This window comes from Sphingobium sp. TomTYG65 (assembly GCF_055395525.1).
On sequence record NZ_AP027330.1, the window covers coordinates 2,021,828 to 2,048,158 of the forward strand.

A 26,331-nucleotide genomic window follows, 5' to 3' on the forward strand; every position below is an offset into this window, starting at 1 on the left:
GCCGGAAGCCCTGTCTCACCACTAGAGTGCAGACAGACTCCGGCGGGCGTGGCCCGCAGCTTTGGGGAGCATGACGCGAATGAGCGACGGTATTTTCATCGGCCTTGGCGCACCCGACAAGGCTGGAGGCATTCCCCAGACATTGAATCTGCGAAGGGCCAATCGCCACGGGCTGATTGCGGGCGCCACCGGCACCGGAAAGACCGTGACGTTGCAGGGGATTGCAGAGAGCTTCTCCGCACTTGGCGTTCCAGTCTTCCTCGCGGATGTGAAAGGCGACCTGTCGGGCATTTCGATGGCCGGGTCACCGACGGCGAAGAATGCCGACAAGCTGGTCGCCCGCGCGAAAGAGATCGGCATCGACAATTATAGCTACGCCGACAATCCCGCGATCTTCTGGGACCTTTACGGCGAGCAGGGACATCCGATCCGCACCACGGTCAGCGAGATGGGGCCGCTGCTGCTCGCTCGCCTGATGGGGCTCAACGAAACGCAGGAAGGCGTGCTTTCCATCGCCTTCAAATATGCCGACGAGGAAGGGCTGCTCCTGCTCGACCTGGGCGATCTTCAGTCGATGCTCGCCTACTGCGCGGAAAATTCCGACGCCCTTTCCACCCGCTACGGCAATGTCACCAAAGCAAGCGTAGGCGCGATCCAGCGTCAGTTGCTGCAGCTGGACAGCCAGGGCGGCGCGCATTTCTTTGGTGAACCGGCGCTCGACATCCATGATTTCCTGAAGGTGGACGATCAGGGCCGCGGCTATGTGAACATCCTCGCGGCAGACAAGCTGATGCAGAGCCCGAAGCTCTACGCCACCTTCCTGCTGTGGCTGCTGAGCGAGTTGTTCGAAACGCTTCCCGAAGTCGGCGATCCGGACAAGCCGGTGCTGGTCTTCTTCTTCGACGAGGCGCACCTTCTGTTCGATGACGCGCCCAAGGCGCTGACGGACAAGATCGAACAGGTCGTCCGCCTGATCCGCTCGAAGGGCGTTGGCGTCTATTTCGTCACCCAGAACCCCATCGATATTCCAGAGGAAGTGGCTGGGCAGCTTGGCAACCGCGTTCAGCACGCCCTGCGCGCCTTTACGCCGCGTGATCAGAAAGCGATCAAGGCTGCGGCCGAAACCTTCCGCGTGAACCCGGATCTGGACGTTGAAACCGCGATCACCGAACTGAAGGTCGGCGAGGCGCTGGTGTCGCTGTTGCAGGAGGATGGTTCGCCCGGCGTCGTTCAACGTACCCTCATCGCGCCGCCGCGTTCCCGCCTCGGCCCGGTTGATGCGAAGGAACGCGCGATCATCCAGTCGATTTCGCCTTGCGCAGGAAAATATGACGAGGCGGTCGATCGCGAATCCGCTGAAGAAATCCTCGCCGCCCGGGGTCAGGCCGCCGCCGCAGCGGTGCAGGCTGCCAAGGCGAAGGCCGAGGCTGATAAGGCCGCCGCTACTCAGGCAAAGCTGGAGGCGAAGCAGCGCGAGGCTGAGTTGAAGGAGCAGGCCCGGCGTGACGCTGCGGCCGCGCGGGAAGCGGCGAAGCCCTCCGCTTTGGATCGGGCGGTCCAATCGGCTACCCGTTCTGCAGCGTCGTCGGTAGGACGGCAGGTGGCCAACGAACTTGGCCGCGCCGTATTCGGAGGGTCCAGCCGCCGCTCCTCCTCCGGAGGATTGGCCGGGCAACTGGTCCGCGGCATTTTGGGTAGCCTGTTCAAATAGGGTGAGGAGAAAGAGGATGTCCGTCGCAAGGATTGCCGTCTGCGCCATAGCCACGGCGCTTGTCCTGCCCGCACATGCGCAGGACCATCGAGACCTCCACCGCGCCGCTGACGCGGCCATAGTCAGCGACATTGCACGCGATCGACAGGCCGAGCGCGATGCCCAGCGACAACCCTATGCCTCGCCTGGCTATGGCTCCATCCGCACAGCCGCCGCAGCGCGCAACGCTTGCGCGGCGAAGGCCCGTGAAGAAGCAGGGCGCGGTTCCCGCATCCTGGGAAGGATCGCGGCCAGTTCCATGTCCACCGGCTGGGAAGTGGAAGGCGAAGTCCGGCCACTTGGCAATCAACGGTCCGTGCCCTTCGTCTGCTCGGTACGCAATGGATCGGTGAGCGGCATCCTGCTCGATCCAGACCGCTAATCGGTTGGGCGCAGGCATAAAGCAGCACTTGTGCGGTTGCAAAAAACTGCCGCCTCCATTCTCTACTCGCGCAGTTGCGTATCGTGGTGCAGGCGCTAATAAAATCACATGAAGGCCCCTGCCCATCCACGCCATCCGCTGAGTTTCGGCGATTTCAGGGCCTATCTGCTGGGGCGGCTCGCCGGGGTCCTGGCGCAATATGGAATGATGACGGTCCTCGGGTGGCAGGCATATAACGTCGCCCGGGAAAGCATGAGTACGTCGGGCGCCGCCGCGCAGCTTGGCCTCATCGGCCTGGCTCAGTTCGTTCCACTCTTCTTCCTCACCCCCATGACGGGCTGGGTCGCGGATCATTTCGACCGACGCACGATAACGCGTTTGACGCTGGCGCTGCTGATGACCGCGTCGGGGCTGCTGGCCTTTGCGACCTATGAAGGCTGGGTCAGCTTGCCCCTGATTTTCGGCATCGCTGCGATCGTCGGCATCGCACGCGCATTCAACGGGCCTGCTTATAGCGCGCTCGCGCCGAACCTTGTCCCCCGCGATGTGCTGCCGCACGCCATCGCCATGTCCAGCGTCGCCTGGCAGGCGGGGATGATCATTGGCCCAGCGCTTGGCGGCTATGTTTATGCAATCACCTCCTGGGGCGCATATGCGATGGCGTCGGCGCTGTTCGCGGTCGCCCTCGCCGGGATGCTGCTAATCGGCCCGGTTCCGCAACCGCCACGCGACACAAGCCGCCATCCCGTCCGGCAGATGATCGACGGCCTGACCTATGTCCGCACCAACCGTTTGGTGCTGTCCACCATCACACTTGATCTCTTTGCGGTGCTGCTGGCAGGCGCGACTGCGCTGCTGCCCATCTATGCGCGCGACATTTTGAAGATCGGCTCGACGGGCCTTGGCCATCTTGCCGCTTCACCCGCTGTCGGAGCCGGAGTCGTGGCGCTGTTCTTCTCCTTCCGTCCGATGAAATCGGAAGTGGGCCTTAAGATGCTAGCGGCAGTGGTGGTCTTTGGCCTCGCCACCGTTCTTTTTGGTTGTACGGCCTTCATGCCCCGGAATATCGCTGTCGAGATCGGCATCGCCGCGCTGCTTCTGTTGGGCGCAGCGGACATGGTGTCAGTCTATGTACGGCAATCGCTGATCCAGCTACATACGCCTGATTCCATGCGCGGCCGGGTATCGAGCCTGTCCCAACTCACCATCTCGGCCTCCAACGAGTTGGGGGAAGCGGAGTCGGGGTTCCTCGCCGCTCTGGTCGGCCCGGTGGCCGCAGTGATCGGCGGCGGGATCGGCGCGATCGTTATCACAATCTTATGGGCGCGGCTTTTTCCCGAACTGCGCCTTGCACGCACCTTTGACCCACCCGACTTACGGGAGGCGGACATCAGCCAGGAGAAGGTCCTATGAAAGCTGCCAATATCCTCGAAACCATCGGCAACACGCCGCATATCCGGGTGAGCCGCCTGTTTGCCGACGCGCCTGCGGGCTCAGAGGTCTGGATCAAGTCGGAACGCTCCAATCCCGGCGGGTCGATCAAGGATCGCATCGCGCTGGCGATGATCGAGGCGGCCGAAGCGTCCGGCGATCTGAAGCCCGGCGGCACCATCATCGAGCCGACATCGGGCAATACCGGCGTCGGCCTGGCCATGGTGGCGGCGGTCAAGGGCTACAAGCTGATCCTGGTCATGCCGGAAAGCATGTCGCTGGAACGGCGGCGGCTGATGCTTGCCTATGGTGCGACCTTCGACCTCACGCCGCGCGAGAAGGGGATGAAGGGTGCGATCGAGCGGGCGCTCGAGTTGATCGATCAGACGCCCGGCTCATGGATGCCGCAGCAGTTCGAAAATGCCGCCAATATCGATGTGCATGTCCGCACGACGGCGCAAGAGATTGCGACGGACTTCGCGGACAGCCCGATCGATGTACTGATCACCGGTGTGGGCACGGGCGGTCACATCACCGGCGCTGCCGAAGTGCTGAAGAAGCTGTGGCCCAGCCTCAAGGTCTATGCCGTCGAACCGACCCTCTCCCCGGTCATCAGCGGCGGCCAGCCCGGTCCGCATCCCATCCAGGGGATCGGTGCGGGCTTCATTCCAGCCAACCTGCACACGCAGTTGCTGGACGGCGTCATCCAGGTCGATCCGGCGGATGCAAAGGAATATGCCCGCCGTGCAGCACGGGAAGAAGGCATGCTGGTGGGCATCTCTTCGGGCGCGACCTTGGCCGCGATCGCGCAGAAGCTGAAGGAGCTTCCGGCGGGTAGCCGCGTTCTGGGGTTCAATTATGACACTGGTGAACGCTATCTTTCGGTTCCCGACTTCCTGCCCGAATAGGTTCGCGCCGGAGCAGGCATGACCGACACTAACATCAGCAGCCAGCCGCATCGGGCGATGTGGCTGATATGGTTCTTGCTGTTCGCCGGTCTGCCTGCGCTGGTGGCACGGTGGGAAGCGCGTGCGCCTGCCGCCGATGCGGCGCGGACGGCGCTTGTCCAGCATGCGCGGCTGCGGCGGCCGACGACCGCTGCGCCGGTCGTGCAGCCGGTGGAGCTTTATGCGCTCGATCGGGATCAGGCGCGGGCATTCAACGAAGCGGTGCCTTTTTCCCGCCTGCCCAATCCGGCAGCGCGGCCCTTCGTTTTTGTGGGGTCAGAGGCCGATCTGGCTCGGGCGACGGACTGCCTGGCCGCAGCGCAACTCTACGAGGCGGGCGACGACGCGGTCGGCGAGCGGGCGGTCGCGCAGGTGGTGCTGAACCGGGTGCGACATCCGGCCTTTCCCAAGACGGTGTGCGGCGTCGTCTTTCAAGGACAGGAGCGATCGACAGGCTGCCAGTTTACCTTCACCTGCGACGGTGCGCTGGCGCGGACACCGGGCCAGGCGGCTTGGGACCGGGCTCGGGAGATCGCCCGGGCGGCGCTGGCGGGCAAGGTGTTCAAGCCGGTGGGATACGCCACCCATTATCATACCGACTGGGTGGTGCCCTATTGGAGCGGGAGCCTGGACAAGATCGCGGCGGTTGGAACGCATCTATTCTTCCGTTGGCGGGGATGGTGGGGGACGCCGCCCGCGTTCCGCCTGGGGCGTGAGAGTATCGAGCCGGTGGTGCCCAAGATCGCCCGGCTGTCCACGGCGCACCAGCAGGGGATTGGCGGCGCGCCCGGCGTGCTGCTGCCCGGAGGCGGCGATGCGCTGGCCGCGCTGACCGCAAAGCCGCAAGAGACGATCGGGGTGGATTCGCTGGGGCGGATCATGGGCGGAGTGCGGTTGATAGCGATTGCGCCGGGGGCGAAAAGCTTCCTGGTTGAACTGAGCAAGACGGCGGCGCCGGATAGCTGGCCGATGATGGCCCAGACTTTTTGCGCGGGGCGGCCGGAATGCCGGATCATGGCGTGGCGAGCGGGGAGCGCGCCGACAGGGTTTCCGCTGTCGGGGGATCAGATGGAAAGCATGAGCTTTGCCTATATCCATAATGCCGCGACGGGATTGCAGCGGGCGCTTTGGAATTGTCAGCAGAATCCGCGGGAAAACAAGGCGGATTGCATGCGGCAGCGGGTGCCGGTGGAGCAGGTAAATGTTCCGCCGCCGCTGACCGGGGTGCGGCGGAAGGAACGGTTCGAGACGGTGAAGATCGTGCCGCCGACGGTGCCGGTTACTGGAAATAATGAATGAAATAGCGAGAAAAACGGGTTTTTGAAAAAGCGGATCAGAATCCTATTTTTCCTATTTTCAAAAGAGCGCGGGTTTGGGGTCTTTCAGATGCCGGGCCAGGAAGTCCAGGCAGGAGCGGACCTTCGCGGTTTCGCCCTGCGCGGGGAGATAGACCGCGGCGATGGTGGAGGCAGGGAGGCTGACGCCGGGTAGCACCGGCTGCAAACGCCCGGCTTCAATATCATCGGCGACCTCCCAGGAGGATTTGATCGCGATGCCCGCGCCGTCGAGCACCCAGGCGCGCGCCAGTTCCCCATCATTGGTGGTGAGCGTCGCGCGCGGCGCAGCCCCCTCCCCCGCGATAGAGCGCCAGATTTCCTGCTGCACCGGTCCCACGACGACATTGTCATGCAGGGCGAGGTCCTGCACACTGGCGGGCAACCCGCGACGTTGCAGATAGGCGGGCGAGGCGCAAAGCAGGCGCGGATTGTCCGTCAGCCACTTCATCTTGAGCGACGAGTCCGGCGGCGGATCGAAATAGATGGCGATGTCATGCCCGCTCTCGACGATGTTCGGGGTCTGCTCGACAGTTTCGAGATGAACCGCCACATCGGGATGAAGCAGGCCATAATGGCGGAACAGCGGGGCCAGACGCGTGCGGCCGACATTGATGGTCGTGACGACGCGCAACCGGCCCGACGCCTCCGTGGCGCGGCGCATCACCTCCGCCTCTATATCGTCCATGTCGGAAAGGGCACGCCCTGCCCGCTCGTAGAAAAAGGCGCCCTCGTCCGTCAGCGACAAATGGCGGCTGTTGCGGCGAACCAGCGCCACGCCCAGCCGTGCCTCCAGTTGGGAGAGGCGGCGGCTGGTCGCGGCAAGCGAGAGGCCGAGCCGCCGCGCCGCTTCGGAGAGCGTTCCGGATTCGGCGATTTTGACGAAGGAGAGAATTTCGGAAAAGCGATCGGCCATTGATCCAAGCTAAGATGACAATGCTGCGCCGCAATAGGATAGCTGTTGCGAGATGATGAGTTTTCATTGCCACATGGCAGACAAGCCACCGTTATGTAACGCTTTTGCTAATCTCACGCGGGACGCAAGGCTGGCTTGCAGGACATGAGCCGCGTTGACCAAAGCTTTTGCAGCGCATCATTTTCCGCGACTTCGACGCCCATGTGACGGAGTGATGGATGAAGACGCTGATTGCCGCACCGGCCAAGGCCGACCCGCCGATCCGGTGGAACGATCTGGAGGCGCTGCCCATTTATGCGGCGATGGGACTTGGCCTGATCTGCCTGGCGCTCGCGCTTGCCGACTGGACGCCCACTGTCTATGCCTCGACCCTGAAAGCGGTGGGGATCATGGGGAGCCTGGCCCTTCGTCATGCCTGGTTGAAACTGGATGATGAAGGGATGGAGCCCGATCTGGCCTGAAAAAGAGACACACTGAATGATCGTCGGACGGACGCCGCGCATCCGCCAGAGTTTCCAGAGCGCATGGAGCACGTTGATCGCTCTGTTCTTCTGGGACCTGGCGGTCACCATTTTCTATTTCGTTTCCCCCTTCAAGGCGCCTGCGCTGCCGCTGACCATCTTTGGCACGGCATTGGCGCTGGTGCTGGGCTTTCGCGTGAACGCGGCCTATCAGCGCTGGTGGGAAGGGCGCATATTGTGGGGCGCGATGGTCAATGTGTCGCGCAGCTTCACGCGCACGGTGCTGGCCTATCTGCCCGATGAGGCGAAGCCGCTGGCGCAGGAACTGGTCGTGCGGCACATCGCCTATGTGCATGCGCTGCGATGCCAGTTGCGCAAGCAGGACCCGGCAGTGGAGGTCAGGCGCATCCTTGACCGCGAGGATATCGACGCGCTGAACCGGCGCAACCCGGCCAACGGCCTGCTCGACGGATCGGGCAAGCGCATTGCGGACGCGGTGCGCAAGGGGTGGATCGACACGATCCAGCAGAGCCAGATCGAGCGGCTGCTGGTCGATATGTCCAATGCGCAAGGCGGCATGGAGCGGCTGAAGAACACACCCCTCCCCGCCCAATATCGCAGCTTCCCCAAATATTTCACCCGGCTGTTCTGCATCCTGCTGCCGATCGGGCTGGTCGAGACGTTAGGTGTCGCGACCCCATTCGGGTCGGCCGTGGCGGGCTTCATGTTCCTGGCAGTGCTGCAGATTGGCGACGATCTGGTCGACCCGTTCGCGAACAGCGTCCACGACCTGCCGCTGACCAGCGTGACGACGATGATCGAGGGGGATTTGTGTCAGGCACTGGGGAAAGAGCCGCCGCCGTTGGTGGTGCCGGTGGATGGGGTTTTGTGGTGAGGTGTCGTGGGCAGCTTTCTTGCGAGATCGTCCGCAAAAATATGACAGGCCATCGCAATCTCGTAAAAATCTGACGCGGAGATAACAACTGGTTCCCCCAGCGTATAGGTTCGAACGCGGGTGACGCGACTGATGTAAATCGGCACCTCCTTCCCCACCAGTGTCAGGTCATTGATCTCATGCGTATCAATCACCTCACTAGGAGCGATCTCCACCTCTGCCTCGCCGCGCCGATAGAATACGCGAAGTCGAGGGAAACTGAGAGTTAGCAGATTGTGCGCATCCACATCACGCGGGCCTACACGCCCGCCTCGATGCTCAAGGCAATTGCGTACTCTCTGTAACGACAAGAACTCTGCATCAAAAGTTAAGGGTTCAGAAAGGCCGGCATTTACGATTTCGAGCAACTTGGGGAAATGAGGCTTTGCTGCGTCCGCCCGAATAACTGCCACATCTGCCTCGAACTGCTCGAGCGTCGTCATGCCCGGCGCTCGTTCGATCAAAGATATGAATAAAACAGCTTCTTCTAAAGTTTCGCGAACACCACGAGCGATATCTTGAAAGCCCTTGCTCAATATCCAGTTTTGATATGTTTCGCGGCGTTCGTCGCTGGTCATTTCAGGACCGTTAAACTGATATCCCAAATGACCGCCCCGCATGTCAGGAGGGGATAGATCGTCCTGGGCAAGAGCACGAAGCGTAGTCGCTACAACTTGACTGGCTAAAATAGCTGCTCGTTGAGCAGGGGCAGCGACACCAGCTGGATTAAGCGTGACGTTTAACGATTGTGCTTCGGCCATACTAGCTCGCTGCAGTGAACGCTTACGTGGTAATAGTCAGAAAACAGGCTGCAGGCGTTGTCGGTGTTTATCTGGTAAGCCAGCCGATACCTATCCAACAAAAAAGGGGCCGCCGGGCAGGCGACCCCTTCTATCCTCTCCGCGAAAGCGGTCGGGTGCGCTTTTAGTCGGCCTTCGACTGAAGGTTCACGGCAGCGTATTTGCCGCGGCGATCGACTTCCAGTTCGAAGTCCAGGCGGTCGCCTTCGTTGAGGGCGGACATGCCTGCACGCTCCACAGCGCTGATGTGGACGAACGCGTCGGGCTGGCCGTCGTCGCGCTGGATGAAGCCGAAGCCCTTCATCGCGTTGAAGAACTTCACGGTGCCGCTGGCGCGTTCACCGGTCAGCTGACGCTGCGGGCCGCGCTCCGCGCCGCCGAAGCCGCCACGATCACCACCGAAGCCGCCTGCGCGGGGTTCGCGGGGCGCGCGTTCCTGAACGGGAAGCGGTTCGCCCTCGATCTTGAGGTCGGTCGCCGAAATCTTGCCGCCACGATCCACCAGGGTGAAGCCGAGCTGCTGACCTTCGGCCAGGCCGGTGAGGCCCGCCTGCTCGACAGCGCTGATGTGGACGAACACGTCTTCCGCGCCATCGTCACGGACAATGAAGCCAAAGCCCTTCTGACCGTTGAAGAATTTGACTACGCCGGTGCCTTCGCCAACGACCTGGGCAGGCATGCCGCCGCCACGGCCACCGCCGAAACCACCACCGCCGCCGCCGCCGAAGCCGCCACCGCCGCTACGGAAGCCGCCGCCGCCACCGCCGCCGAAGCCGCCGCGATCACCACCGCCGAAACCGCCACGATCACCGCCGAAACCGCCGCGATCGAAACCACCACCGAAACCACCGCGATCGCCGCCGTAAAAATTGTCGTCGCCGAAACTGTCGCGCTTGTCCTTGCCGCGCCCGCCGCGGCGACCTCTATCAAAACTCATGCCCTGTTGGTCACTTTCGCTTCGCCCATACGATAACGGATAAACATGCCGGGCGAAGACATGCAGAATCCACCGCAACACATGCGGTTTGGGAATCACTATATCAACTTTTCCGGGCCACGCGAACGTTTTTAGCCCGATTGCCGCCACATTTCCGGGAATGGGACAGGCTGCGCCCTTTTCGGCACAGCCAAAAGCGTCGATTGAGTTACAGCCGCTTTCGCCATAGAGGGGTTTGATGAGCGTATATTTTCATGAAGAGGACCTGCCCGAAGGCGTCCTCGCCCCCGGCCCCGTCGCCGTCGATACCGAAACCATGGGCCTTATCACCCCGCGCGACCGGCTGTGCGTCGTGCAGATCAGCGACGGTCGGGGCGATGAGCATCTGGTGCGCTTCAACCCGGGCAGCGACTATGCAGCGCCCAACCTGCGCGTGGTGCTGGCCGATCCGGAGCGGCTGAAACTCTATCATTTCGGCCGTTTCGACATTGCGGCGATCAAACATTATCTCGGCGTGGTGGCCGCGCCCGTCTATTGCACCAAGATCGCGTCGCGCCTGATCCGCACTTATACCGACCGGCATGGCCTCAAGGAACTGGTGCGCGAAATGCTGGGGCAGGAAATCAGCAAGCAGCAGCAGTCGAGCGACTGGGGCGCGCCCACCCTGTCGGACGCGCAGAAGGATTATGCGGCGTCGGACGTGCGTTATCTGCACGCGCTGAAGGCTGAGCTGGACAAAAGGCTGGTGCGCGAAGGCCGGATGGAACTGGCGCAGGCCTGTTTCGATTTCCTCCCTCACCGGGCCGAGCTGGACCTGGCGGGTTGGCCGGAGATCGACATCTTCGCGCATATGTGAGGGTAGCGGCACGCTTTCATGTCCATTCAGGCCGAACAGCAACGTCACGCCAGGCGTCATTGGGCGCGGCCGGGCGGCAGCCATGACAGGCTGGTCGCGCGGCTGAAGAACTGGTTGCCGATGGCGGTGGGCGTGCTGGCGGCGTTGCTGGTGACGGCGCCCTTCACCGGCGGGGACAAGGTGAGTTTCGTGCTCGACAAGAACAAGGTCGAGGTGGCGAAGGAACGCATGCGCGTGACCGAGGCGCTCTATCGCGGCGAGGATGGCAAGGGGCAGCCCTTTTCCCTGCGCGCGGGGAGCGCGGTGCAGAAAAGCTCGCGCGAGCCGATCGTCGACCTGAATGACATGTCGGCGCGGATATTGCTGTCCGAAGGGCCTGCCGTGCTGAACGCGCGCAAGGGCCGCTATGACATGGACAGCGAGCGGGTCGCAGTGGACGGGCCGGTGCAGTTCGAGGCGGCGGGCGGATACAGGCTGACGACGCGCGACGTGGGCATTGACCTCAAGACCCGGCGGATGCGCAGCGCAGGGCGGGTCGATGGGCGGATACCCATCGGCACGTTCAGCGGCGACCATCTGGAAGCGGACCTGGGCGCGCGGACCGTGACGCTGAACGGCAGGGCAAGCTTGCGCATCGAACAAAATGGCATCAAAGGGCAGAAGTGATGAAGAGATCGCTGATCCTGCTGTCGACCGGCGCGCTGGGCGCGGCCATGATCTATGCCGGCGCCGGGGCGCAGGTGCTGAAGAATCATGACAGCAACGCGCCTGTCAATTTCACCGCCGACCGGATCGAGGTGCAGGACCGCGCCGACCGCGTGGTCGTGTCGGGCAATGTCGAAGTGACGCAGGCGGGCATGAAGCTGAACGCGGCGCGCATGACGGTGGCCTACCGCAATGGCGCTGGCAACGGCGTGGAGGTCGACCGGATCGATGCGTCGGGCAATGTCGTCGTGACCAAGGGCAATGAAACCGCGCGCGGCAATGTGGCGATCTATGACCTCAACAGCCGGCTGATCACGATGCTCGGCAATGTGACGCTGACCCAGGGAGCGAACCGGCTGACCGGCGGACGGCTGGTGATCGATCTGACCAGCGGGCGATCGACGGTGGACGGCCGGTCTTCGGGCGGCGGCGCTCCGGGTGTGAGCGGCGGTTCGGGCGGGCGCGTGTCGGGCACTTTCACGGTGCCGCAGCGGAAGAATTAAGGTCGTTCCGGCGGCGGCGAGTTGAGGGTGTGGCTGCGGCAAAAATGCCACTGTCAACAGACGAATCATGGCAATTTAAAGGCAAAGTGATAGAGTAGGAATCAGCGGGGTCGTCTCTCGATTCTGCGAGGTCCATCATGTCACGGTTGCGGATGGCGGCAGGTGCCGCCTGTTGTATCGTTGCGCTCTCTTCAGTCCAGGCAGCCGCCTCGGAAGCGGGGCAGTGCTGGCAATCCTATGAAGTCGAAGCCGCCAAGGTCCGGGATCTGCACATCATGCTGATGCTGGGCGCGCTGCGCTGCAAGGCGGTGAACAAGGATATTACCGGGAAATATGAGACGTTCACCGCGAAGAAAAGCGGGCTGCTGAGCAGTTACAATAATGTGCTGAAGACGCGGTTCATGCGGGTAAACGGCATCACCGAGGGGGAGCGCGCCTATGAAGCCTTCAATACGCGGCTGGGAAATAGTCATTCCGGACTGGTGCAGGCGAAGAGCTATTGCGAGATGACGGACACGCTGCTGACGTTGGCGACGGGCGCGCAGGACCGGGAATTGCCGCAACTGGCGATGAACTTCTCTGAAAGCGAACTGGGCATCGACAAGCTGTGCGAGGCTGTAGCGGCGCCGGTTGTGGCCGAGGCAGCTCCGGCTGTGGTGGAAGCAACGCCTGCTGCCGCGGTGGTAGCGGAAACAGCTGTCCCGCATGAGGCGATCACGGCGACGGAAGCAGCCCCGGCTGCGGCGGCCAGCGCCAAGGCGGAAGAACCTGTGTCGGCGGCTGCGGCGCTGGAGGCGGCGGCTGTGGCGCTGCAGAATGCGGCGGCAAGCTTGAAGGCTGCTCCAGCGGCGCAGGCTGCGGATAAGCCCGCGGCGGCTCCGGAGGCGAAGCCTGCGGTGATGCAGCCGGTGACCGCGAGTGCGGCCCCGGTGGGGTGAGGTCGGAGTTTTGAGATTGGCGCGGCCCCTCTTCCCTGAAGGGAAGAGGGAGTTTCTAGGGACGTTGATCCCAGGCTTGGAGGGTCACGGTCCCGTCCTCGGCCACGCGAAGTTCGCCAAAAGCGCCGGTGCGCAACTTCAAAGAGGTAGCTGAGAGGCCAAGCGCGAGCAGGGCGAAGCGGGCAGCGCCGTTGCTGGTGACGAGCAGGTCCACGCCCTCTCCTTTCCGCGCGAACCAGTCTTTCCAGGCGGCGATGCGGCTTTCCGCATTCACGGTCCAGCCATCGGGAGCGATGCCGCGTTCGTCCCAATCGGCAAGAGCCTGTTCGCCGATGCGCGCGACTACTTCGGCTTCGGGGCGGCCTTCATCGGGACCATGGTCGATTTCATTGAGCCAAAGGAGCGTGCCGTCAGGGGCACGGGCGATGGCTGTGCCGATGCGCGCGGCAGTTTCAGTGGCGCGCTGGAGGGGGCTGCTGTGGAGGCTGGTGATGGCGAGTTTCTGGGCGGCGAACCATTGGCCGAGGCGGTCGGCCTGGGCGCGGCCGCTTTCGACCAGCGGCAGGTCCGTACCCGCGCCGATGCGGCAGGCGGTGGCGCTGCTTTCGAAGGTGTTGCCGTGGCGGATGATGAAGATGCGGCGCATAAGGTTGGTTTAGGGCTTTGTGCGGTGGAATTGAACGGGGAGAAAGGGGCTTCGACAGGCTCAGCCCGCACGGGGGTTGAGTATCTTGTGGAAACGGTTTCCCGACTTCGCTCGAAACGAACGGAAGTGGTCAGGGAGGCGTAGGGTCGCCGTGGGTGGCGATCAAGGCCTCGACGCGCTCGATGTCGGCTTCGGTGTCTATGCCGGAGCTGTCGAAAAGCGGCGGGTCGATGGCGACGGTGGTGATGGGGATGCCGAGTTCGATCAGGCGCAGCTGTTCGAGCCCTTCGAGATTTTCGAGCGCGGTCGGCGGAGACTGTTCGAACCGCGTGAGGGCGTCGAGCGCGTAGCCATAGAGGCCGACGTGACGCCAGACCGGCGAGAGCGGCTGGCTGGAGCGCAGGGCGTCTTCGTTACGGATGGCGGGGATGATGTTTTTGGAGAACCACAGGGCGCGGCCATCAGGAGCGCGGGCGCACGTGGTGCCGCTGAAAGGGGAACGGCGCTTGTGATCCCGCAGGGCGTCGAGAGCGGGCCAATCGAGCGCAATGACGGGGGTCGCGACCTTCGCGCCCGAATGCAGCGCAGCAAGGACGGCGCGGAGCGCACTTTGCGGCTGAAAGGGGGAATCACCTTGCAGATTGACGACGAAGCTTGGCGGCGCGGGGCGTTGCAGCGCGGCTGCTAGCGCGCGGCCGGAGCCTGTGGCGATCGCGCTGTCAGTCATGGCGGCGGCGCAACCTGCCACACGGGCATGGTCGGCGATTTCCCGATCATCGGTCGCGACGACCAGATCCGTATCAGCCAGCCCTGCGGTCGCGGCGCGGGCCATGGCGATAGTCCGATGCAGCAGCGTGCGCCCGGCAATCAGACGCAGCGGCTTGCGCGGCAAACGGGATGAGCCCGCCCGCGCCGGGATGACGATGATGCTGTTCAGGCGACCCCGGCGTGCAGCAGGTCGTGCATGTGAACCGCACCCACCAGATGCCCGCCTTCGCAAACGAAGAGCAGCGTGATGTTGTGCAGATGCATGAGGCGAAGAGCCTCCGACGCAAGCTCATCCGGACCCACCGACAGCGGCGGCACGGTCATGAACTGGCCCACGGCTTCGGTGAGATGCTGGGTGCCGGTGACGGTGCGGCGCAAATCGCCATCGGTGAACGCGCCGATCAGCTCGCCGCTCTGGTTCACCACGGCCGTGCCGCCGAGCCGGCCACGCGTCATTTCGATCGTGGCGTCCAGCAGCGACGCGTCTTCACGCACGCGTGGCACCGCGTCGCCAGCCGCCATCAGATCGCGCACCTTAAGCAGTTGAGCGCCGAGCCGGCCATTGGGATGGAATTTGTGGAAGTCGTCCGCCGAAAAACCGCGCATTTCCATGAGGGCGATCGCGAGCGCATCGCCAAAGGCCATCTGCACCGTGGTGGATGTAGTGGGCGCCAGTTCATTGGGGCAAGCTTCGCGCACCGCAGGCAGCAGCACGCAGACATCCGAAGCGGTGGCTACGGTGCTTTCCGCCCGCGCGGTCAGGCCGAGCAGCGGGATGCCGAACCGCTTGCAGTATTGGATGATGGGGCCAAGTTCGTTGGACTCACCCGAATGGGACAGCATGAGGACGATATCGTCCGGCGTTACCATGCCCAGGTCGCCATGACCGGCGTCGGCCGGGTGCATGAAGATGGCGGGCGTGCCGGTCGAGGTCAGCGTCGCGGTCATCTTCCGCGCGACGATGCCGCTCTTGCCCATGCCAGTGACGATCAGGCGGCCCCGCACATTCATGATCATTCCGACCATGCGCAGGAAGATTGCCGCGAAATCGCGATCGGTGAATTTGGCTTCGAGCGCGTTCAGCCCATTGGATGCGATTGACAAGGTTCTGCAGGCCGTTTCAACGATGCGGCTGCCTGAACCGAAAGGCACGATTTTCGATACTGTCGACACGTGTTCGCCCTTTTTTCCATGTTGCGCCGCCGGGTTTTCCCGTACTGGCCCATCATGGCAGCGGTCACCATGTCTGGCGCACCGCCCTTACCTCATTTCGCGACCCGTATTCGGCTGCAAGCCGACCCCGCCGAAGGAAATAGGCTGGTTGAGAGCGGTATGGCAATTCATTTTGCTGATGCGAATGAAAATTTACGCGCCTTTATTGCCACATCGGCTGCAAATTATTGCTTATTTGTAGGTAACGGGAACTTTTACCAAGCGCGCGCGTATTGGCCCGCTTTTTACTGCGGATCAGGATGCGTGATAGTCCCGATACCAGGAAACGAAGCGTGGCACCCCGACCTCTATTCCCGTCGTCGGGGCAAAGCCGATATCCTGCGCGATCGCGCTGATGTCGGCGAAAGTAGCGGGTACATCACCCGGCTGCATCGGCTGGAAATCAATCTCTGCCTTGCGCCCAATCGCTTGTTCCAGCACCGAAATCAGGTGCATCAGCTCTTCTGGCCGATTGTTGCCGATATTGTAGAGCCGGTGCGGTGAGCGGCTGCCGCCTGCCTTTGGCGCGCCATCGTCGGCGGGCGCATGATCGAGGCAACCGATAACGCCGCTGACGATGTCGTCAATATAGGTGAAGTCGCGCTGCATCCGGCCATGATTGAATACGGGGATGGCCTCCCCGGCGAGGATCTTTTTGGTGAAGATCCACATCGCCATGTCGGGGCGGCCCCACGGACCATAGACGGTGAAGAAGCGCAGGCCCGTCATGGGAATACGGAAAAGATGCGCGTAGGTTTCGCTCATCAGTTCGTCGGCGCGCTTGGTAGCGGCATAGAGCGAGACTGGATGGTCGGCGCGGTCCTCGACGCGGAAAGGCAGCACGTCATTGCCGCCATAGACTGACGAGGAAGAGGCATAGACGAGGTGCCGCACCCGCCGCTCCCGCGCCAGTTCCAGCATGTTGACATGCCCCGCCAGATTGGAGCGGACATAGGCATGCGGGTTGATGAGCGAATAGCGCACCCCCGCCTGCGCGCCCAGATGGATGATCGCCTCCACCGTCTGGTCCGCCAGCGCAGCCTTCAGCGCGTCCATGTCGGCAAAGTCGAGTTCGGCGAAGGTGAAGAGCTTGCCATGCCGCTGCTGCAGCGCAGCGATCCGGTCGCGCTTGAGCGAGACCGGATAATAGTCGTTCATATTGTCGATGCCGATGACCGCCCGTCCGGCGGCGAGCAGCTGGTCTGCGACGGCCATGCCGATGAATCCGGCCGCTCCCGTGACGAGGATGGTCATGCAGCCACCGCCGCGCGTGACAGGATCGGGTCGGTCGCCATGGGAATCTCTTTCAGCGGTGGGATCTTAGCTCTCTTGTAAGGAGACAATCCCGCGAGCGATGTAAAGGGCTTTCCCCCAAAGAGGCGGACGGCTGACCCAAATGAGTCAGTTTAGTCATTCCCTAATCATTGATGCTTATGGCTTTTTCCATGGACATGGCATCCCATCCCCTCGCCAGCGGCAGCCGCGCCTATGGTCCGGCGCAGCGTGCGCGCTGGACGAAGCTGGCGGCCGAAGCAGCCGAGGCCAACGCTTTTTACGCCCCCGACATGCTGTGCGCGGCACTCGATCACCTGGCGGGCGCGGCGGGCGTGCGGTTGGTGGAGGCGCAGGCGGAAGGCGAGCTGATCGGGCTGCTGCCGGTGACGGTTGCTCCGCGTCATGGGCGCTTGCCGGTGGCGTGCGTGAGCAATTGGATGCACGACCATTGTTTCTTCGGCGCGCCGCTGATCCGGCGGGGACAGGAATTGGCCGCGTGGCGGGGGCTGCTGGCGCAGCTGGACGCTGCCCATTGGGCTCCGGGCTTTTTGTATCTTCAGGGGCTGGACGCAGCAGGCGCCAATGCTGCGGCGCTGGAGGCGTTGTGCGTCGAGCAGCGGCGCGGGCGGCGGGAGGTGCATCGTTATGACCGGGCGATGCTGCGGTCGGCGCTGGATGCCGAAACTTATTGGGAAACGCATGTGCGCGCGAAGAAGCGCAAGGAGATTAGGCGCTTGCAGAAGCGCCTCGCGGAGCTGGGGACAGTCGAGCAGCGGCTGCTCACCGACCGCGCGGAGCTGCCGCATTGGTGCGCCGATTTCCTGGCGCTGGAGGCGTCGGGCTGGAAGGGGAATGAAGGCACGGCGCTGGCTTGTTCAGGGAGCGACGCGGCCTTTTTCCGGGCAGCGTGCGCAGCCGCTTTTGATGCGGGACGGCTGCATTTCCTGCGGATCGATCTGGACGGCAGGCCGATCGCGATGCTGGCGAATTTCCGCCATGGCGAGGGCGCATTCTCCTTCAAGATCGCCTTTGACGAGGAACTCGGCCGCTTTTCGCCAGGCGTGCTGATCGAGCTGGCCAACTTGCACGCGGTGCAAGGCGATCCGGATATTGCTTGGATGGACAGCTGCGCGGCGGCGGACCATCCGATGATCGACAGCCTTTGGGCCGAGCGGCGGACCATCGTGCAATATCGCATCGCGCTGCGCGGGCGGGGCCTGGATCGGATCGGGCGCGCGGCGGCCTTTGCGATCGCCAATGGAGCGGAGGCGATCGCCAGCCGCGTGAAGGGATTGTCATGACCGCTCATTCGCCGATCACCGCGCGCGTCTTTTCGGATGAAGCGCGAGGCGTGTTTGCCGCCGCCTATCCGGATGCGGCCGTCAAGCTGACGCATGAACTGGCAGGGCACCCGCTACTGACAATCGAGGCGCTGGCAGGGCTGGCGGAGCGGATGCCTGCGGCCTCGGTCGAATATAATCTGGGCAAGCTGCCGTTGGGCATACGGCCGGAGGAGACGCCATCGAACGGGTTGAGCCTGGGCGAGACGATCCGGACGATCGAAACCAATGGCAGTTGGGCGGTGCTGAAGAATGTCGAGCGGGACGCAGCCTATGGCGCGCTGCTGGACGCGGCGCTGCGGGAACTGACGCCTCTGGTGGAATTGTGGACGGGCCCAATGCTGAACCGGGAGGCGTTCATCTTCCTCTCCTCACCGGGGAGTGTGACGCCGTTCCACATGGACCCGGAGCATAATATCCTGCTGCAGATCAAAGGCGAGAAAGTGATGACCGTCTTCCCCGCCGGGGATGAAGAACTGGTGCCTGCGGAGCAGAGCGAAGTTTTCCATGCAGGCGGTCATCGCAACCTTGTGTGGCGGGAAGAATTTCGCGGGCGCGGGACGGCGGTCACGCTACTGCCGGGCGACGCCATCCATGTGCCGGTCAAGGCTCCGCATTTCGTGGAGAATGGCGCGGGCGTATCGGTCAGCCTGTCAGTGACCTGGCGGTCGGAACGCAGCGTGGCGGAGAGCGAACTGCATGGCCTTAATGCGGTGCTGCGGCGGCGCGGACTGCCTGTTGGGCGGATCGGGACGCGGCCGGAGCGGCAGGGCGTGCGGCGGCTCGCCTATCGGCTCATGCGGAAGCTGGGCGTTTAGCCAAACGACGGAGCAGCGCTTCGGCCTCCAGACGGGGCGAGAAGCGTTCAATCTGCCACCATTCCAGCGCTTCTTCGCAGGTGGCGAGGCTATGCTTGTACCGGTCCTTGCCGGCGAGCAGCGAGTAGAGGCCAAGGCCGCGATCGGCATAATGGGCTACGGCGGCGGCGTGGCAGAGCAGGCCGGGCTTGTCCTTGGACGAACGCGGCGCGGCGAAGGCGGACTGATAGTTCATCGCCTGCCCGCGATGAATGAAATTGACGAGCAGGCCGACTACCCCGCCGTCATCGGTGAAGCGGAGCAGTTCGACCTCGCCGCTGGCGCGGCCGCGCTCCACCAGCATCGCGACAAAGCGGCGGAAGGCGGGATCGGACCAGGCATTGTCCGCGTGACGGCCCTCATTGAGGACGCGCATTTCTTCCAGCCAGCTATCGGCTTCTGCAGCGCTCTGGGCGGCGGCGATGCCGGGAAGGCCGCCATGATCCTTCATCGCGCGGCGGATCTGGCTGCGGCTGTTGGCGCTGAGCAGCGAGAGATAATCGCCCCCGGCAGTGCGAACGCCGCCCAGATCCACCTGATAGACGGGCGAGCGGTCAAGGCGCGTCGCGCGGCGCAGCGACAGGCCGAGCAAGGGGGAGTCCGGCGCGATGCCGCTGAGACGCAGGGTGCGCCAATCGGCCCGGCGCAGGAGTGCGCTGTGGAATGCCTGGACCGCCTCCCCTTCCCTGCCCCGCGCGGTGAGCAGGCCATTATATTCGACAAAGGGCCGATCTGCGGCGGGATCGCCCGACTGGTTGAGCGAAAGGGTGGCGCAGCGGCCGAGCAGCCGGGGCTGCATGGCATGACTGGCGAGCGCGAGGGCGACGTCACTCCCCTCGTCATCCGTAACCGCGAGCAAATCCGGGCGAACACCGTAGCTGTCCAGCCAACTGCCGGTCCAGGTCCAACCCAGGAAGAAGGATGCGTCCGCCGCCACCTCCAGCGCCTGCCAGCGGGGCGCCAGTTCGGCTGGATCGGGCAAGCGGGAGAAGTGGGCGTGGAGAGCCATCGCCGCCCCTTGTGACAGAGCCGCCGGGGCGGTCAAGTCATGCGCGGGTCAGAGATGCCGCCGTTTGTCCGGATCGACCGAGCCGTCCCGCCGCACCCCGGCACGCGCCAGGTCGCGACCCATGCGGCCAGTGAGGAAACGGAACCACATGCGGAAATCCGCGCGCAGCGACCATAGCGGATGGCGGAAAGTGGCGGGCCGGTTTCGCTCGATCAGGCTATGGCCGATCCACGCGAAGCCATATCCGGCGAGTGGCACGGCAGGCACGATCCACCAACGACCGGTCAATGGCAGGGCCGCCAGCAACAGCACGACGACGCTCGTTCCGGCATAATGCAAAGCCCGCGTAGCGGGGCGGGCATGTTCCTGCAGATAATAGGGCCAGAATTCGCTGAACGCGGCGATATCGCTCATTATCTCCCCTCCGGGGCGACAGAGCTAGGGCGGCGCTCCACTCGCGTTAAGAGCGATGCGTCAGGCCGTGCGCAAATCGGGAGCGAACAGGAAATAGTCGTAAGCGGCGCGCGCTACTTCCGCCATGATGCGGTCACGGGCTGCATGGCCGCGATGATCCTTCATGACGAACACGGAAATGGCTATCATCCGCCCGTCCGGCAGGGTGATGATGCCGGTGTCGTTGCCAAGGCCGTTGAGCGTCCCCGTCTTGTGCGCGACGGGTGTGCCGGGCGGAAGCATGCCGACCAGCCGCGCCTTGCCCGTCTTGCAGCGGGACATGATGCCAAGCAGCATGGCCGTGCTGCCGCCCTTGAGCGCCTTGCCATGCTGGATGGCGGACAGCAGGTCGTTCATCGCGCGCGGCGTGGAAGTGTCACGCGGATCGGCCGCGAAAGCCAGGTTGGGCATGTCGCGCGCGTCACGCTGGCCGGAGGTCAGACCGCTTTCCGCCTCATCGCCTGCCGTTCCGGCGCCGAGCTTGGCGCGGGCGAGAAGCTGGGCCGTATTGCTGTCCACCCGCTGGCCGCGAATGCCGATCGACTGAAGCCAGCCATTCACCGCTTGCGGACCACCCGCACGGGCGACCAGCGCATCGGTAGCCTCATTATCGCTGCGGGTGAGCATGAGGTCGAGCAAGGTCGTGACGGTCAGCGGGGTGCCCAGGCGCGGCAGCTTTTCATCGAAGCGCAGCGTGCCGGCGTCGGCGAGCGAGAGGATCTTCCCCGCCACGGCGACCTTGTAGGTGCTGGCCATGGGGAAGAGCGTGTCGCCGTTCAGTTGAAGAGTCTCGCCATTGGTCAGGTCGCGCACCGCGATGCCGACCGTGCCGTCACTCAAGGTCGCGAAGCGGGCGAATTCGCCGAGCAGCCGCGATTGCGCGGTCTGCTGCACCATATTGGGCTTGGGACCGAAGGCGTCGGCCGTCGGCAAGGGCGCCAGAAACAGGCCAAGGCCCGCCAGAAAGGCGGCAGCGGAAGAAAGACGCGGCATGGATCTTCTTTCCCCGATTCGCAGCGCCGGGGCAAGGCTGTTTGCGCGGGTTGACAGGCGTCCGCCCACAGCGCCATCACCCCCGGCATGACCGCTATGATCAAGCTAGACGAAAGCTGGCGCGCGCCGCTGCGCGAGGAATTCGGCCGCCCCTATATGCAGGCCCTTAAGCAATTCCTTGAGGAGGAGAAGGCGTCGGGGAAGCGGATCTTTCCCAAGGGCAGCGAATATTTCCGCGCGCTCGACCTGACGCCGCTGGACAAGGTGAAGGTCGTGATATTGGGGCAGGACCCCTATCATGGCGAAGGGCAGGCCCACGGCCTGTGCTTCAGCGTGCGGCCGGGAGTGCGCACGCCGCCGTCGCTGGTCAATATCTACAAGGAATTGAAAAGCGACCTGGGGCTGACGCCGCCGCGCCATGGATTTCTGGAGCATTGGGCGCAGCAAGGAGTGCTGCTGCTGAACAGCGTGCTTACGGTGGAAATGGGGCGGGCAGCTTCGCACCAGAAGCGGGGTTGGGAAGAGTTTACCGATGCGATCATCCGGCTGGTCAATAGCCAGGAGGAGCCGGTCGTCTTCCTGCTGTGGGGCGCTTATGCGCAGCGCAAGGCGGCCTTCGTCGATGAGACGCGGCATCTGGTGCTGAAGGCCGCGCACCCCTCCCCACTGTCGGCGCATAACGGATTTCTCGGATGCCGGCATTTCTCCAAGGCCAACGCCTTTCTGGAAGCGAAGGGGCGCGGTGCGGTGGATTGGGCCTTGCCGGAATGTGACCTGAGGTGAGCGGCGATTAGCACCGTCACACCGGATCAAGTCCGGGGTGACGAATTAGGTGACAAGGTTCGCTCGATACGAACGGGGGCTTTGGGCGGATGACTACCGCTTCAGCGCGAACCAGATGACGTGGCGGGGGCCTTTGCCATTGTCGCGCGCCTTGACCGCGACTTCATCCACCAGAAAGCCCGCATCGCGCAGACGGCGGGTGAAGGCGGCGTCCGGGGCGGCAGACCAGATGGCGAGGATGCCGCCCGGTTTCAGCGCAGCCTTGGCGGTGGCGAGGCCGCTCGCCGAATAAAGCCGGTCGTTGGCAGGCGCGGTAAGGCCGTCCGGACCGTTATCGACATCAAGAAGGATCGCGTCGTAGCTGCCGCGCGCCGAGGCGATTTCCGCCGCTACATCGCCTTCGATCAGGCGGACGCGCGGATCGTCGAGACAACCTGCCGCAAGCTCCACCATCGGCCCCCGCGCCCATTCGATGATCTTGGGCACCAGTTCGACCAGCGTGACGCGACCGCCCTGCCCCAAACCGGCGAGCGCCGCGCGCAGGGTGAAGCCCATGCCGTAGCCGCCGATCAGCAGATGCGGGTCCTTGCGCCCCTTCAGCCGCTCCAGCGTCATGACGGCGAGCGCCTTTTCCGAACCGCTCATGCGGCTGCTCATCAGCTCGTTGCGATCAAGGACGATCATGTGATCGGCCCCGCGGCGGTAGAGCTTCAATTCCTGCCCGCCCGGCACGGGGGCGGTGTCGATAAGTTCGCGCGGGGTCACTATCTGGTCCTTCCTTGGTCACAGCCGCATGGCAGCTTGCCGGGGCGCACGCAAATCTTCTGGCGCTCGCCGACGCTGGCCCCTATCTCGCGGGCCAGCCCCTTTCCCGTTCAGCCAGGCAGTCATTGTTCCGATGCGTTATTTCCTCGACACCGAATTCAACGGATTTGCGGGCGCGCTGATCAGCGTCGCGCTGGTGCCGGAATTTGGCGACGACGAATTTTACGTGTCGCTGCCGCTGGCGGAGGAGCCGCATGGCTGGGTCCAGCGCAACGTGATCCCCTATCTGCGCCATGTCCCGCCGGGGATCGACATGGAACTGAGCCGGGTAGAGGCCGCGCATCACCTGGCCGACTATCTGGCGGGTGATCCCGATCCAGTGATCGTAGCGGACTGGCCCGAGGATCTGGCGCATTTCTGTGCGCTGCTGGTGACCGGACCGGGGCAGATGGTGGATATGAACGGGCTGCAGTTGCAGTTGGTGAACGCGGCGGGATTCAGTGCGGCGGCGAACAGCCGGATTCCGCATAATGCGCTGCATGATGCGCGAGCGCTGCGGGATTTCTGTTTGGGGAATTGAAGGAGCGAACACACCCGTCATGCCAGCGGAAGCTGGCATCTTGGGATAGCGCGCAACGGGGCCTGAGACCCCCGCTTTCGCTGGGGTGACGGCACGGGTAGGTCCGCCTGCCCACTCCAATTCCCCATAACGGATCGAGGCCCGGTCCTGCTTGCGCAGGCCGGGCCCCATTCCCTCTCCAAACCGATGCTAGAGATCAGCCGTCGTAGTCGCCGCCGACATTCTGGTTGCGCGGCGGGGCTGCGGCGGTGAGGCGCAGTGCCTCCGCCGACTGGGCGATCGAACCGATTTCGTCCGGCGTGTCGTCATCGTCGATCTGCACCTTCTGCAGCGAACCGACGAGCGAATCATGCAGATCTGCCGGAAGGACTGTTTCTTCTGCGATCTCGCGCAGGGCAACGACGGGGTTTTTATCGCGATCGCGGTCCAGCGTCAGTTCGGCCCCGCCAGAAATCTCACGGGCGCGCTGCGCCGCAAGCAGGACGAGATCAAAGCGGTTGGTAACCTTGTCGACGCAATCTTCGACGGTAACGCGGGCCAAACGGGCGCTCCTGGCAAAGGAATGAAAATCGTGAAGCCCGCGCATATAGGCGGCATCCGGAAGAGTCAATGAAAAGCCCATAAAGCCGTGGCGCGGCGCGACAATTGGGGGCATGAACGGGACATGGTGATCAACCGGCAGTCCACAGCGAAGCGTGAAGAGGCCGGGATAAGCCTGTCCATCGGGGGCAACAGGCTGAAGATCATCGAGCATGGCCCTGCGCTGCGCGACGCTCTGATCGACCTGATCGACGGGGCCAGGGGCAGCCTCAAACTCTATTATTACATCTTCGCTGATGATGAGAGCGGGCGGATGGTGCTCGACCGGCTGGTCGCGGCGCGCGAGCGCGGCGTGGCCGTGACGCTGATGATCGACGCGTTCGGATCGGCCGACACGCCGGTCGCCTTCTTCGATCCGTTGATAAAGGCGGGGGGGCATTTCGGCCGCTTCGGCGCGCGGCGGTCGACCCGCTACCTGATCCGTAACCACCAGAAGATGACGATCGCCGACGACCGGCGGCTGTTGCTGGGCGGCTTCAATGTCGAGGACGACTATTTCGGGCTGCCAGAGGATGACGCCTGGGCGGATCTGGGCCTGATCCTGGAAGGGCCGCAAGTAGCCGCGATGAGCATCTGGTACGGGCAACTGTGGCGTTGGGTTTCGACCAAGCGGCAGCGGTTCCGGACATTGCGGCGGATGGTTCGGCACTGGCACCCTTCCCTTCATCACGATCCGGCAGACCCCATGCGGTGGTTGATCGGCGGGCCGACCCGGAGGCTGAGCCCCTGGGCGCAGGTGGTGAAGCATGACCTGGAACATGCCAGCCGCGTGGATATGGTGGCGGCCTATTTCTCCCCCGGCCGCGGCATGTTGAAGCGCATTGCGCGGGCGGCGAAGCGACAGGGCGCGCGGCTGATCCTGCCGTCAAGGTCCGACAATGGCGCGACGGTGGCGGCGGCGCGGCTACTCTACGGCCCGCTGCTCCGGCGCGGGGTGGAGATTTGGGAATATCAAAGCTGCAAGCTGCACATGAAGCTGATCGTCATCGACGATGCCGTCTTCATCGGATCGGCCAATTTCGACATGCGCAGCCTGTTCCTCAACCTGGAGATCATGCTGCGGATCGAGGACAAGGCGCTGGCGCAGGAAGTGCGGGACTTCATCAGCCGCCGCACAGGCGAGAGCCGGCGAATAACGCTCGAAAGCTACAAGGCTCAGCGCGGCGTGCTGACGCTGATCAAGCAATGGATCAGCTATTTTCTGGTCGGCGTGCTGGACTATACCGTCACGCGGCGGCTCAATTTCCGCAATCCCGATGCGGATTGATCCTTACATGTGGATCGCGTTGCGGAACATGATGAAGGCGATGATCACCAGATAGATGCCGAAGATTCGCTTCAGCAGGCCCGCGGGCAGGCTGTGCGCGGCGGCAACGCCAAGCGGCGCGGTGAGGACCGACATGGACGCGATCGCCAGCGTCGCGGGCATGTTGACGAAGCCGAGCGACCCCCAGGGCAGGCCGGTTTCCTTAAGCCCGATCAGTGCGAAACCAATGGCGCTGGGAATAGCGATCAGCGTGCCGATGCCCGATGCAGTAGCGATCGCACGGTGGATGGAGCGGCCGCATAACGTCATCACCATGATCGCTATCGTGCCGCCACCGATGCCCAGCAGCGCGGAAAAGGTGCCCAGCCCCCCTGCGATGCCGACGCGGGCAATGCCCGATGGCATCTCGTCGCTGATCACCTTGCCGCCGACCTTGGGCAGCAGGAAGTTCAAGGACATGAGGAATACGCCCGACGCGAAGATCATGGTCAGCACTCGTCCGTCCACATGCCCCGCGAGCAGCACGCCGATCCCGTCGCCCAGGATGATCCAGGGCGCCCAGGCTTTCAGCACCTCAAACTCCACCGCGCCCCGCTTGGCATGGGCGAGCAGCGAACGGATCGAAGTGACGATGATCGTGGCGGCCGAGGTGCCGATGGCGACATGGGCGATCGCTTCATGCGTGCCGCCCAGCAACGGCAGCACCACGAACAGCGCCGGCACCACGACGAACCCGCCCCCGATGCCGAATATCCCGGCAGCAAAACCCGCGAAGAGCCCCGCGCCAAGCATGGCGGCAAGGGGCACGAGCCAGTTGACGAGGTCCCCGTGCATCAGCGCGCCTCCCTGCTGCGGTGCAGGACAGAGCGCGGCGGCAAGGCGGCTTCGG

29 protein-coding genes are annotated in these 26,331 nt (G+C 63.8%); 16 read left to right on the forward strand and 13 right to left on the reverse strand.

Translation table 11 applies throughout. The features are described from left to right. The first annotated feature begins 79 nt into the window (after positions 1-79). From ACZ5Y5_RS09885 to ACZ5Y5_RS09905, 5 genes are all read left to right on the forward strand, one after another. Positions 80-1,711 (forward strand): helicase HerA-like domain-containing protein, encoded by a 1,632-nt coding sequence (locus ACZ5Y5_RS09885; protein ID WP_464808469.1) that lies wholly within the window; start codon positions 80-82, stop codon positions 1,709-1,711. A 16-nt stretch (positions 1,712-1,727) separates the two neighbouring features. Beyond that, positions 1,728-2,132, forward strand: coding sequence for a hypothetical protein (locus ACZ5Y5_RS09890; protein ID WP_464808470.1), 405 nt, complete (start codon positions 1,728-1,730; stop codon positions 2,130-2,132). Positions 2,133-2,240: 108 nt separating this feature from the next. Further along, positions 2,241-3,545, forward strand: a complete 1,305-nt coding sequence (locus ACZ5Y5_RS09895) for an MFS transporter (RefSeq protein WP_464808471.1) — start codon at positions 2,241-2,243, stop codon at positions 3,543-3,545. Continuing rightward, entirely contained in the window at positions 3,542-4,471 is a 930-nt protein-coding gene (gene cysK, locus ACZ5Y5_RS09900) for a cysteine synthase A (protein ID WP_464808472.1), read from the forward strand. The genes ACZ5Y5_RS09895 and cysK overlap by 4 nt, the downstream gene beginning before the upstream one ends. An 18-nt stretch (positions 4,472-4,489) precedes the next feature. After that, complete coding sequence (locus ACZ5Y5_RS09905) at positions 4,490-5,809, forward strand: cell wall hydrolase (RefSeq protein ID WP_464808473.1); 1,320 nt, start codon at positions 4,490-4,492, stop codon at positions 5,807-5,809. Positions 5,810-5,866: 57 nt separating this feature from the next. Here the strand turns inward: ACZ5Y5_RS09905 and ACZ5Y5_RS09910 are convergent, their stop codons facing one another. Then, on the reverse strand, positions 5,867-6,760 hold the full coding sequence (locus ACZ5Y5_RS09910) for a LysR family transcriptional regulator (protein WP_464808474.1): 894 nt from the start codon (positions 6,758-6,760) through the stop codon (positions 5,867-5,869). Positions 6,761-6,978: 218 nt separating this feature from the next. Here ACZ5Y5_RS09910 and ACZ5Y5_RS09915 point away from each other — a divergent pair, with 218 nt between their 5' ends. Together ACZ5Y5_RS09915 and ACZ5Y5_RS09920 are read left to right on the forward strand one after the other, a co-directional pair. Continuing rightward, a complete protein-coding gene (locus ACZ5Y5_RS09915) occupies positions 6,979-7,221 on the forward strand; it encodes a hypothetical protein (protein WP_464808475.1) in 243 nt (80 codons plus the stop codon). A gap of 16 nt (positions 7,222-7,237) precedes the next feature. Further along, a complete protein-coding gene (locus tag ACZ5Y5_RS09920; protein WP_464808476.1) occupies positions 7,238-8,116 on the forward strand; it encodes a bestrophin family protein in 879 nt (292 codons plus the stop codon). Here ACZ5Y5_RS09920 and ACZ5Y5_RS09925 read toward each other — a convergent pair. Beyond that, positions 8,056-8,916, reverse strand: coding sequence for a hypothetical protein (locus ACZ5Y5_RS09925; RefSeq protein WP_464808477.1), 861 nt, complete (start codon positions 8,914-8,916; stop codon positions 8,056-8,058). The two genes, ACZ5Y5_RS09920 and ACZ5Y5_RS09925, sit on opposite strands and share 61 nt — an antisense overlap. Positions 8,917-9,079: 163 nt before the next feature. Further along, a complete protein-coding gene (locus ACZ5Y5_RS09930; protein WP_464808478.1) occupies positions 9,080-9,892 on the reverse strand; it encodes a cold-shock protein in 813 nt (270 codons plus the stop codon). A 238-nt stretch (positions 9,893-10,130) separates the two neighbouring features. Here ACZ5Y5_RS09930 and ACZ5Y5_RS09935 point away from each other — a divergent pair, with 238 nt between their 5' ends. The 4 genes from ACZ5Y5_RS09935 (at position 10,131) to ACZ5Y5_RS09950 (ending at position 12,894) form a co-directional block, all read left to right on the forward strand. Beyond that, positions 10,131-10,748 (forward strand): ribonuclease D, encoded by a 618-nt coding sequence (locus tag ACZ5Y5_RS09935; RefSeq protein ID WP_464808479.1) that lies wholly within the window; start codon positions 10,131-10,133, stop codon positions 10,746-10,748. Between the two features lie 18 nt (positions 10,749-10,766). Beyond that, on the forward strand, positions 10,767-11,414 hold the full coding sequence (locus ACZ5Y5_RS09940; RefSeq protein WP_464808480.1) for an LPS export ABC transporter periplasmic protein LptC: 648 nt from the start codon (positions 10,767-10,769) through the stop codon (positions 11,412-11,414). Further along, complete coding sequence (locus ACZ5Y5_RS09945; protein ID WP_464808481.1) at positions 11,414-11,956, forward strand: LptA/OstA family protein; 543 nt, start codon at positions 11,414-11,416, stop codon at positions 11,954-11,956. Before ACZ5Y5_RS09940 ends, ACZ5Y5_RS09945 begins: the two co-directional genes overlap by 1 nt. 137 nt (positions 11,957-12,093) lie before the next feature. Continuing rightward, the gene (locus ACZ5Y5_RS09950) at positions 12,094-12,894 is read left to right on the forward strand and encodes a hypothetical protein (RefSeq protein WP_464808482.1); all 801 of its coding nucleotides are present in this window, start codon (positions 12,094-12,096) and stop codon (positions 12,892-12,894) included. Between the two features lie 55 nt (positions 12,895-12,949). Here the strand turns inward: ACZ5Y5_RS09950 and ACZ5Y5_RS09955 are convergent, their stop codons facing one another. From ACZ5Y5_RS09955 to ACZ5Y5_RS09970, 4 genes are all read right to left on the reverse strand, one after another. Continuing rightward, positions 12,950-13,540 carry a histidine phosphatase family protein gene (locus ACZ5Y5_RS09955; RefSeq protein WP_464808483.1) on the reverse strand — a complete coding sequence of 197 codons (591 nt, stop codon included), beginning with the start codon at positions 13,538-13,540 and terminating at the stop codon, positions 12,950-12,952. Positions 13,541-13,670: 130 nt separating this feature from the next. Next, a complete protein-coding gene (locus ACZ5Y5_RS09960) occupies positions 13,671-14,465 on the reverse strand; it encodes a 3-deoxy-manno-octulosonate cytidylyltransferase (protein WP_464810516.1) in 795 nt (264 codons plus the stop codon). 8 nt (positions 14,466-14,473) lie between these two features. Further along, entirely contained in the window at positions 14,474-15,481 is a 1,008-nt protein-coding gene (locus ACZ5Y5_RS09965; protein WP_464808484.1) for a KpsF/GutQ family sugar-phosphate isomerase, read from the reverse strand. Positions 15,482-15,775: 294 nt separating this feature from the next. Further along, on the reverse strand, positions 15,776-16,774 hold the full coding sequence (locus tag ACZ5Y5_RS09970; protein ID WP_464808485.1) for an NAD-dependent epimerase/dehydratase family protein: 999 nt from the start codon (positions 16,772-16,774) through the stop codon (positions 15,776-15,778). 191 nt (positions 16,775-16,965) lie between these two features. On the opposite strand from ACZ5Y5_RS09970, the gene ACZ5Y5_RS09975 reads away from it, so the two are divergent. Together ACZ5Y5_RS09975 and ACZ5Y5_RS09980 are read left to right on the forward strand one after the other, a co-directional pair. Further along, entirely contained in the window at positions 16,966-18,096 is a 1,131-nt protein-coding gene (locus ACZ5Y5_RS09975) for a GNAT family N-acetyltransferase (protein WP_464810517.1), read from the forward strand. Then, on the forward strand, positions 18,093-18,953 hold the full coding sequence (locus ACZ5Y5_RS09980; protein WP_464808486.1) for a cupin-like domain-containing protein: 861 nt from the start codon (positions 18,093-18,095) through the stop codon (positions 18,951-18,953). Before ACZ5Y5_RS09975 ends, ACZ5Y5_RS09980 begins: the two co-directional genes overlap by 4 nt. On the opposite strand, the gene ACZ5Y5_RS09985 is transcribed toward ACZ5Y5_RS09980, so the two are convergent. From ACZ5Y5_RS09985 to ACZ5Y5_RS09995, 3 genes are read right to left on the reverse strand one after another with little or no spacing between them, the layout of a single operon-like run. Further along, complete coding sequence (locus tag ACZ5Y5_RS09985) at positions 18,931-20,001, reverse strand: GNAT family N-acetyltransferase (RefSeq protein WP_464808487.1); 1,071 nt, start codon at positions 19,999-20,001, stop codon at positions 18,931-18,933. The two genes, ACZ5Y5_RS09980 and ACZ5Y5_RS09985, sit on opposite strands and share 23 nt — an antisense overlap. A 48-nt stretch (positions 20,002-20,049) precedes the next feature. Further along, positions 20,050-20,415 (reverse strand): Mpo1-like protein, encoded by a 366-nt coding sequence (locus ACZ5Y5_RS09990; protein WP_464808488.1) that lies wholly within the window; start codon positions 20,413-20,415, stop codon positions 20,050-20,052. A 60-nt stretch (positions 20,416-20,475) separates the two neighbouring features. Further along, entirely contained in the window at positions 20,476-21,447 is a 972-nt protein-coding gene (locus ACZ5Y5_RS09995; protein WP_464808489.1) for a serine hydrolase, read from the reverse strand. 87 nt (positions 21,448-21,534) lie between these two features. On the opposite strand from ACZ5Y5_RS09995, the gene ung reads away from it, so the two are divergent. Next, positions 21,535-22,230, forward strand: a complete 696-nt coding sequence (gene ung, locus ACZ5Y5_RS10000; protein WP_464808490.1) for a uracil-DNA glycosylase — start codon at positions 21,535-21,537, stop codon at positions 22,228-22,230. 93 nt (positions 22,231-22,323) lie between these two features. Here ung and ACZ5Y5_RS10005 read toward each other — a convergent pair whose 3' ends face one another. Then, positions 22,324-22,995 carry a spermidine synthase gene (locus ACZ5Y5_RS10005; protein ID WP_464808491.1) on the reverse strand — a complete coding sequence of 224 codons (672 nt, stop codon included), beginning with the start codon at positions 22,993-22,995 and terminating at the stop codon, positions 22,324-22,326. 133 nt (positions 22,996-23,128) lie between these two features. On the opposite strand from ACZ5Y5_RS10005, the gene ACZ5Y5_RS10010 reads away from it, so the two are divergent. Then, complete coding sequence (locus ACZ5Y5_RS10010) at positions 23,129-23,575, forward strand: hypothetical protein (RefSeq protein WP_066526816.1); 447 nt, start codon at positions 23,129-23,131, stop codon at positions 23,573-23,575. 196 nt (positions 23,576-23,771) lie between these two features. On the opposite strand, the gene rpoZ is transcribed toward ACZ5Y5_RS10010, so the two are convergent. Beyond that, positions 23,772-24,116, reverse strand: coding sequence for a DNA-directed RNA polymerase subunit omega (gene rpoZ / locus ACZ5Y5_RS10015; RefSeq protein ID WP_066526813.1), 345 nt, complete (start codon positions 24,114-24,116; stop codon positions 23,772-23,774). 87 nt (positions 24,117-24,203) lie between these two features. Between rpoZ and ACZ5Y5_RS10020 the strand changes: the two genes are divergently transcribed. Beyond that, positions 24,204-25,442 carry a phospholipase D-like domain-containing protein gene (locus ACZ5Y5_RS10020; protein ID WP_464808492.1) on the forward strand — a complete coding sequence of 413 codons (1,239 nt, stop codon included), beginning with the start codon at positions 24,204-24,206 and terminating at the stop codon, positions 25,440-25,442. Positions 25,443-25,445: 3 nt separating this feature from the next. Here the strand turns inward: ACZ5Y5_RS10020 and ACZ5Y5_RS10025 are convergent, their stop codons facing one another. After that, on the reverse strand, positions 25,446-26,276 hold the full coding sequence (locus ACZ5Y5_RS10025) for a sulfite exporter TauE/SafE family protein (protein WP_464808493.1): 831 nt from the start codon (positions 26,274-26,276) through the stop codon (positions 25,446-25,448). Between the last annotated feature and the right edge of the window lie 55 nt (positions 26,277-26,331).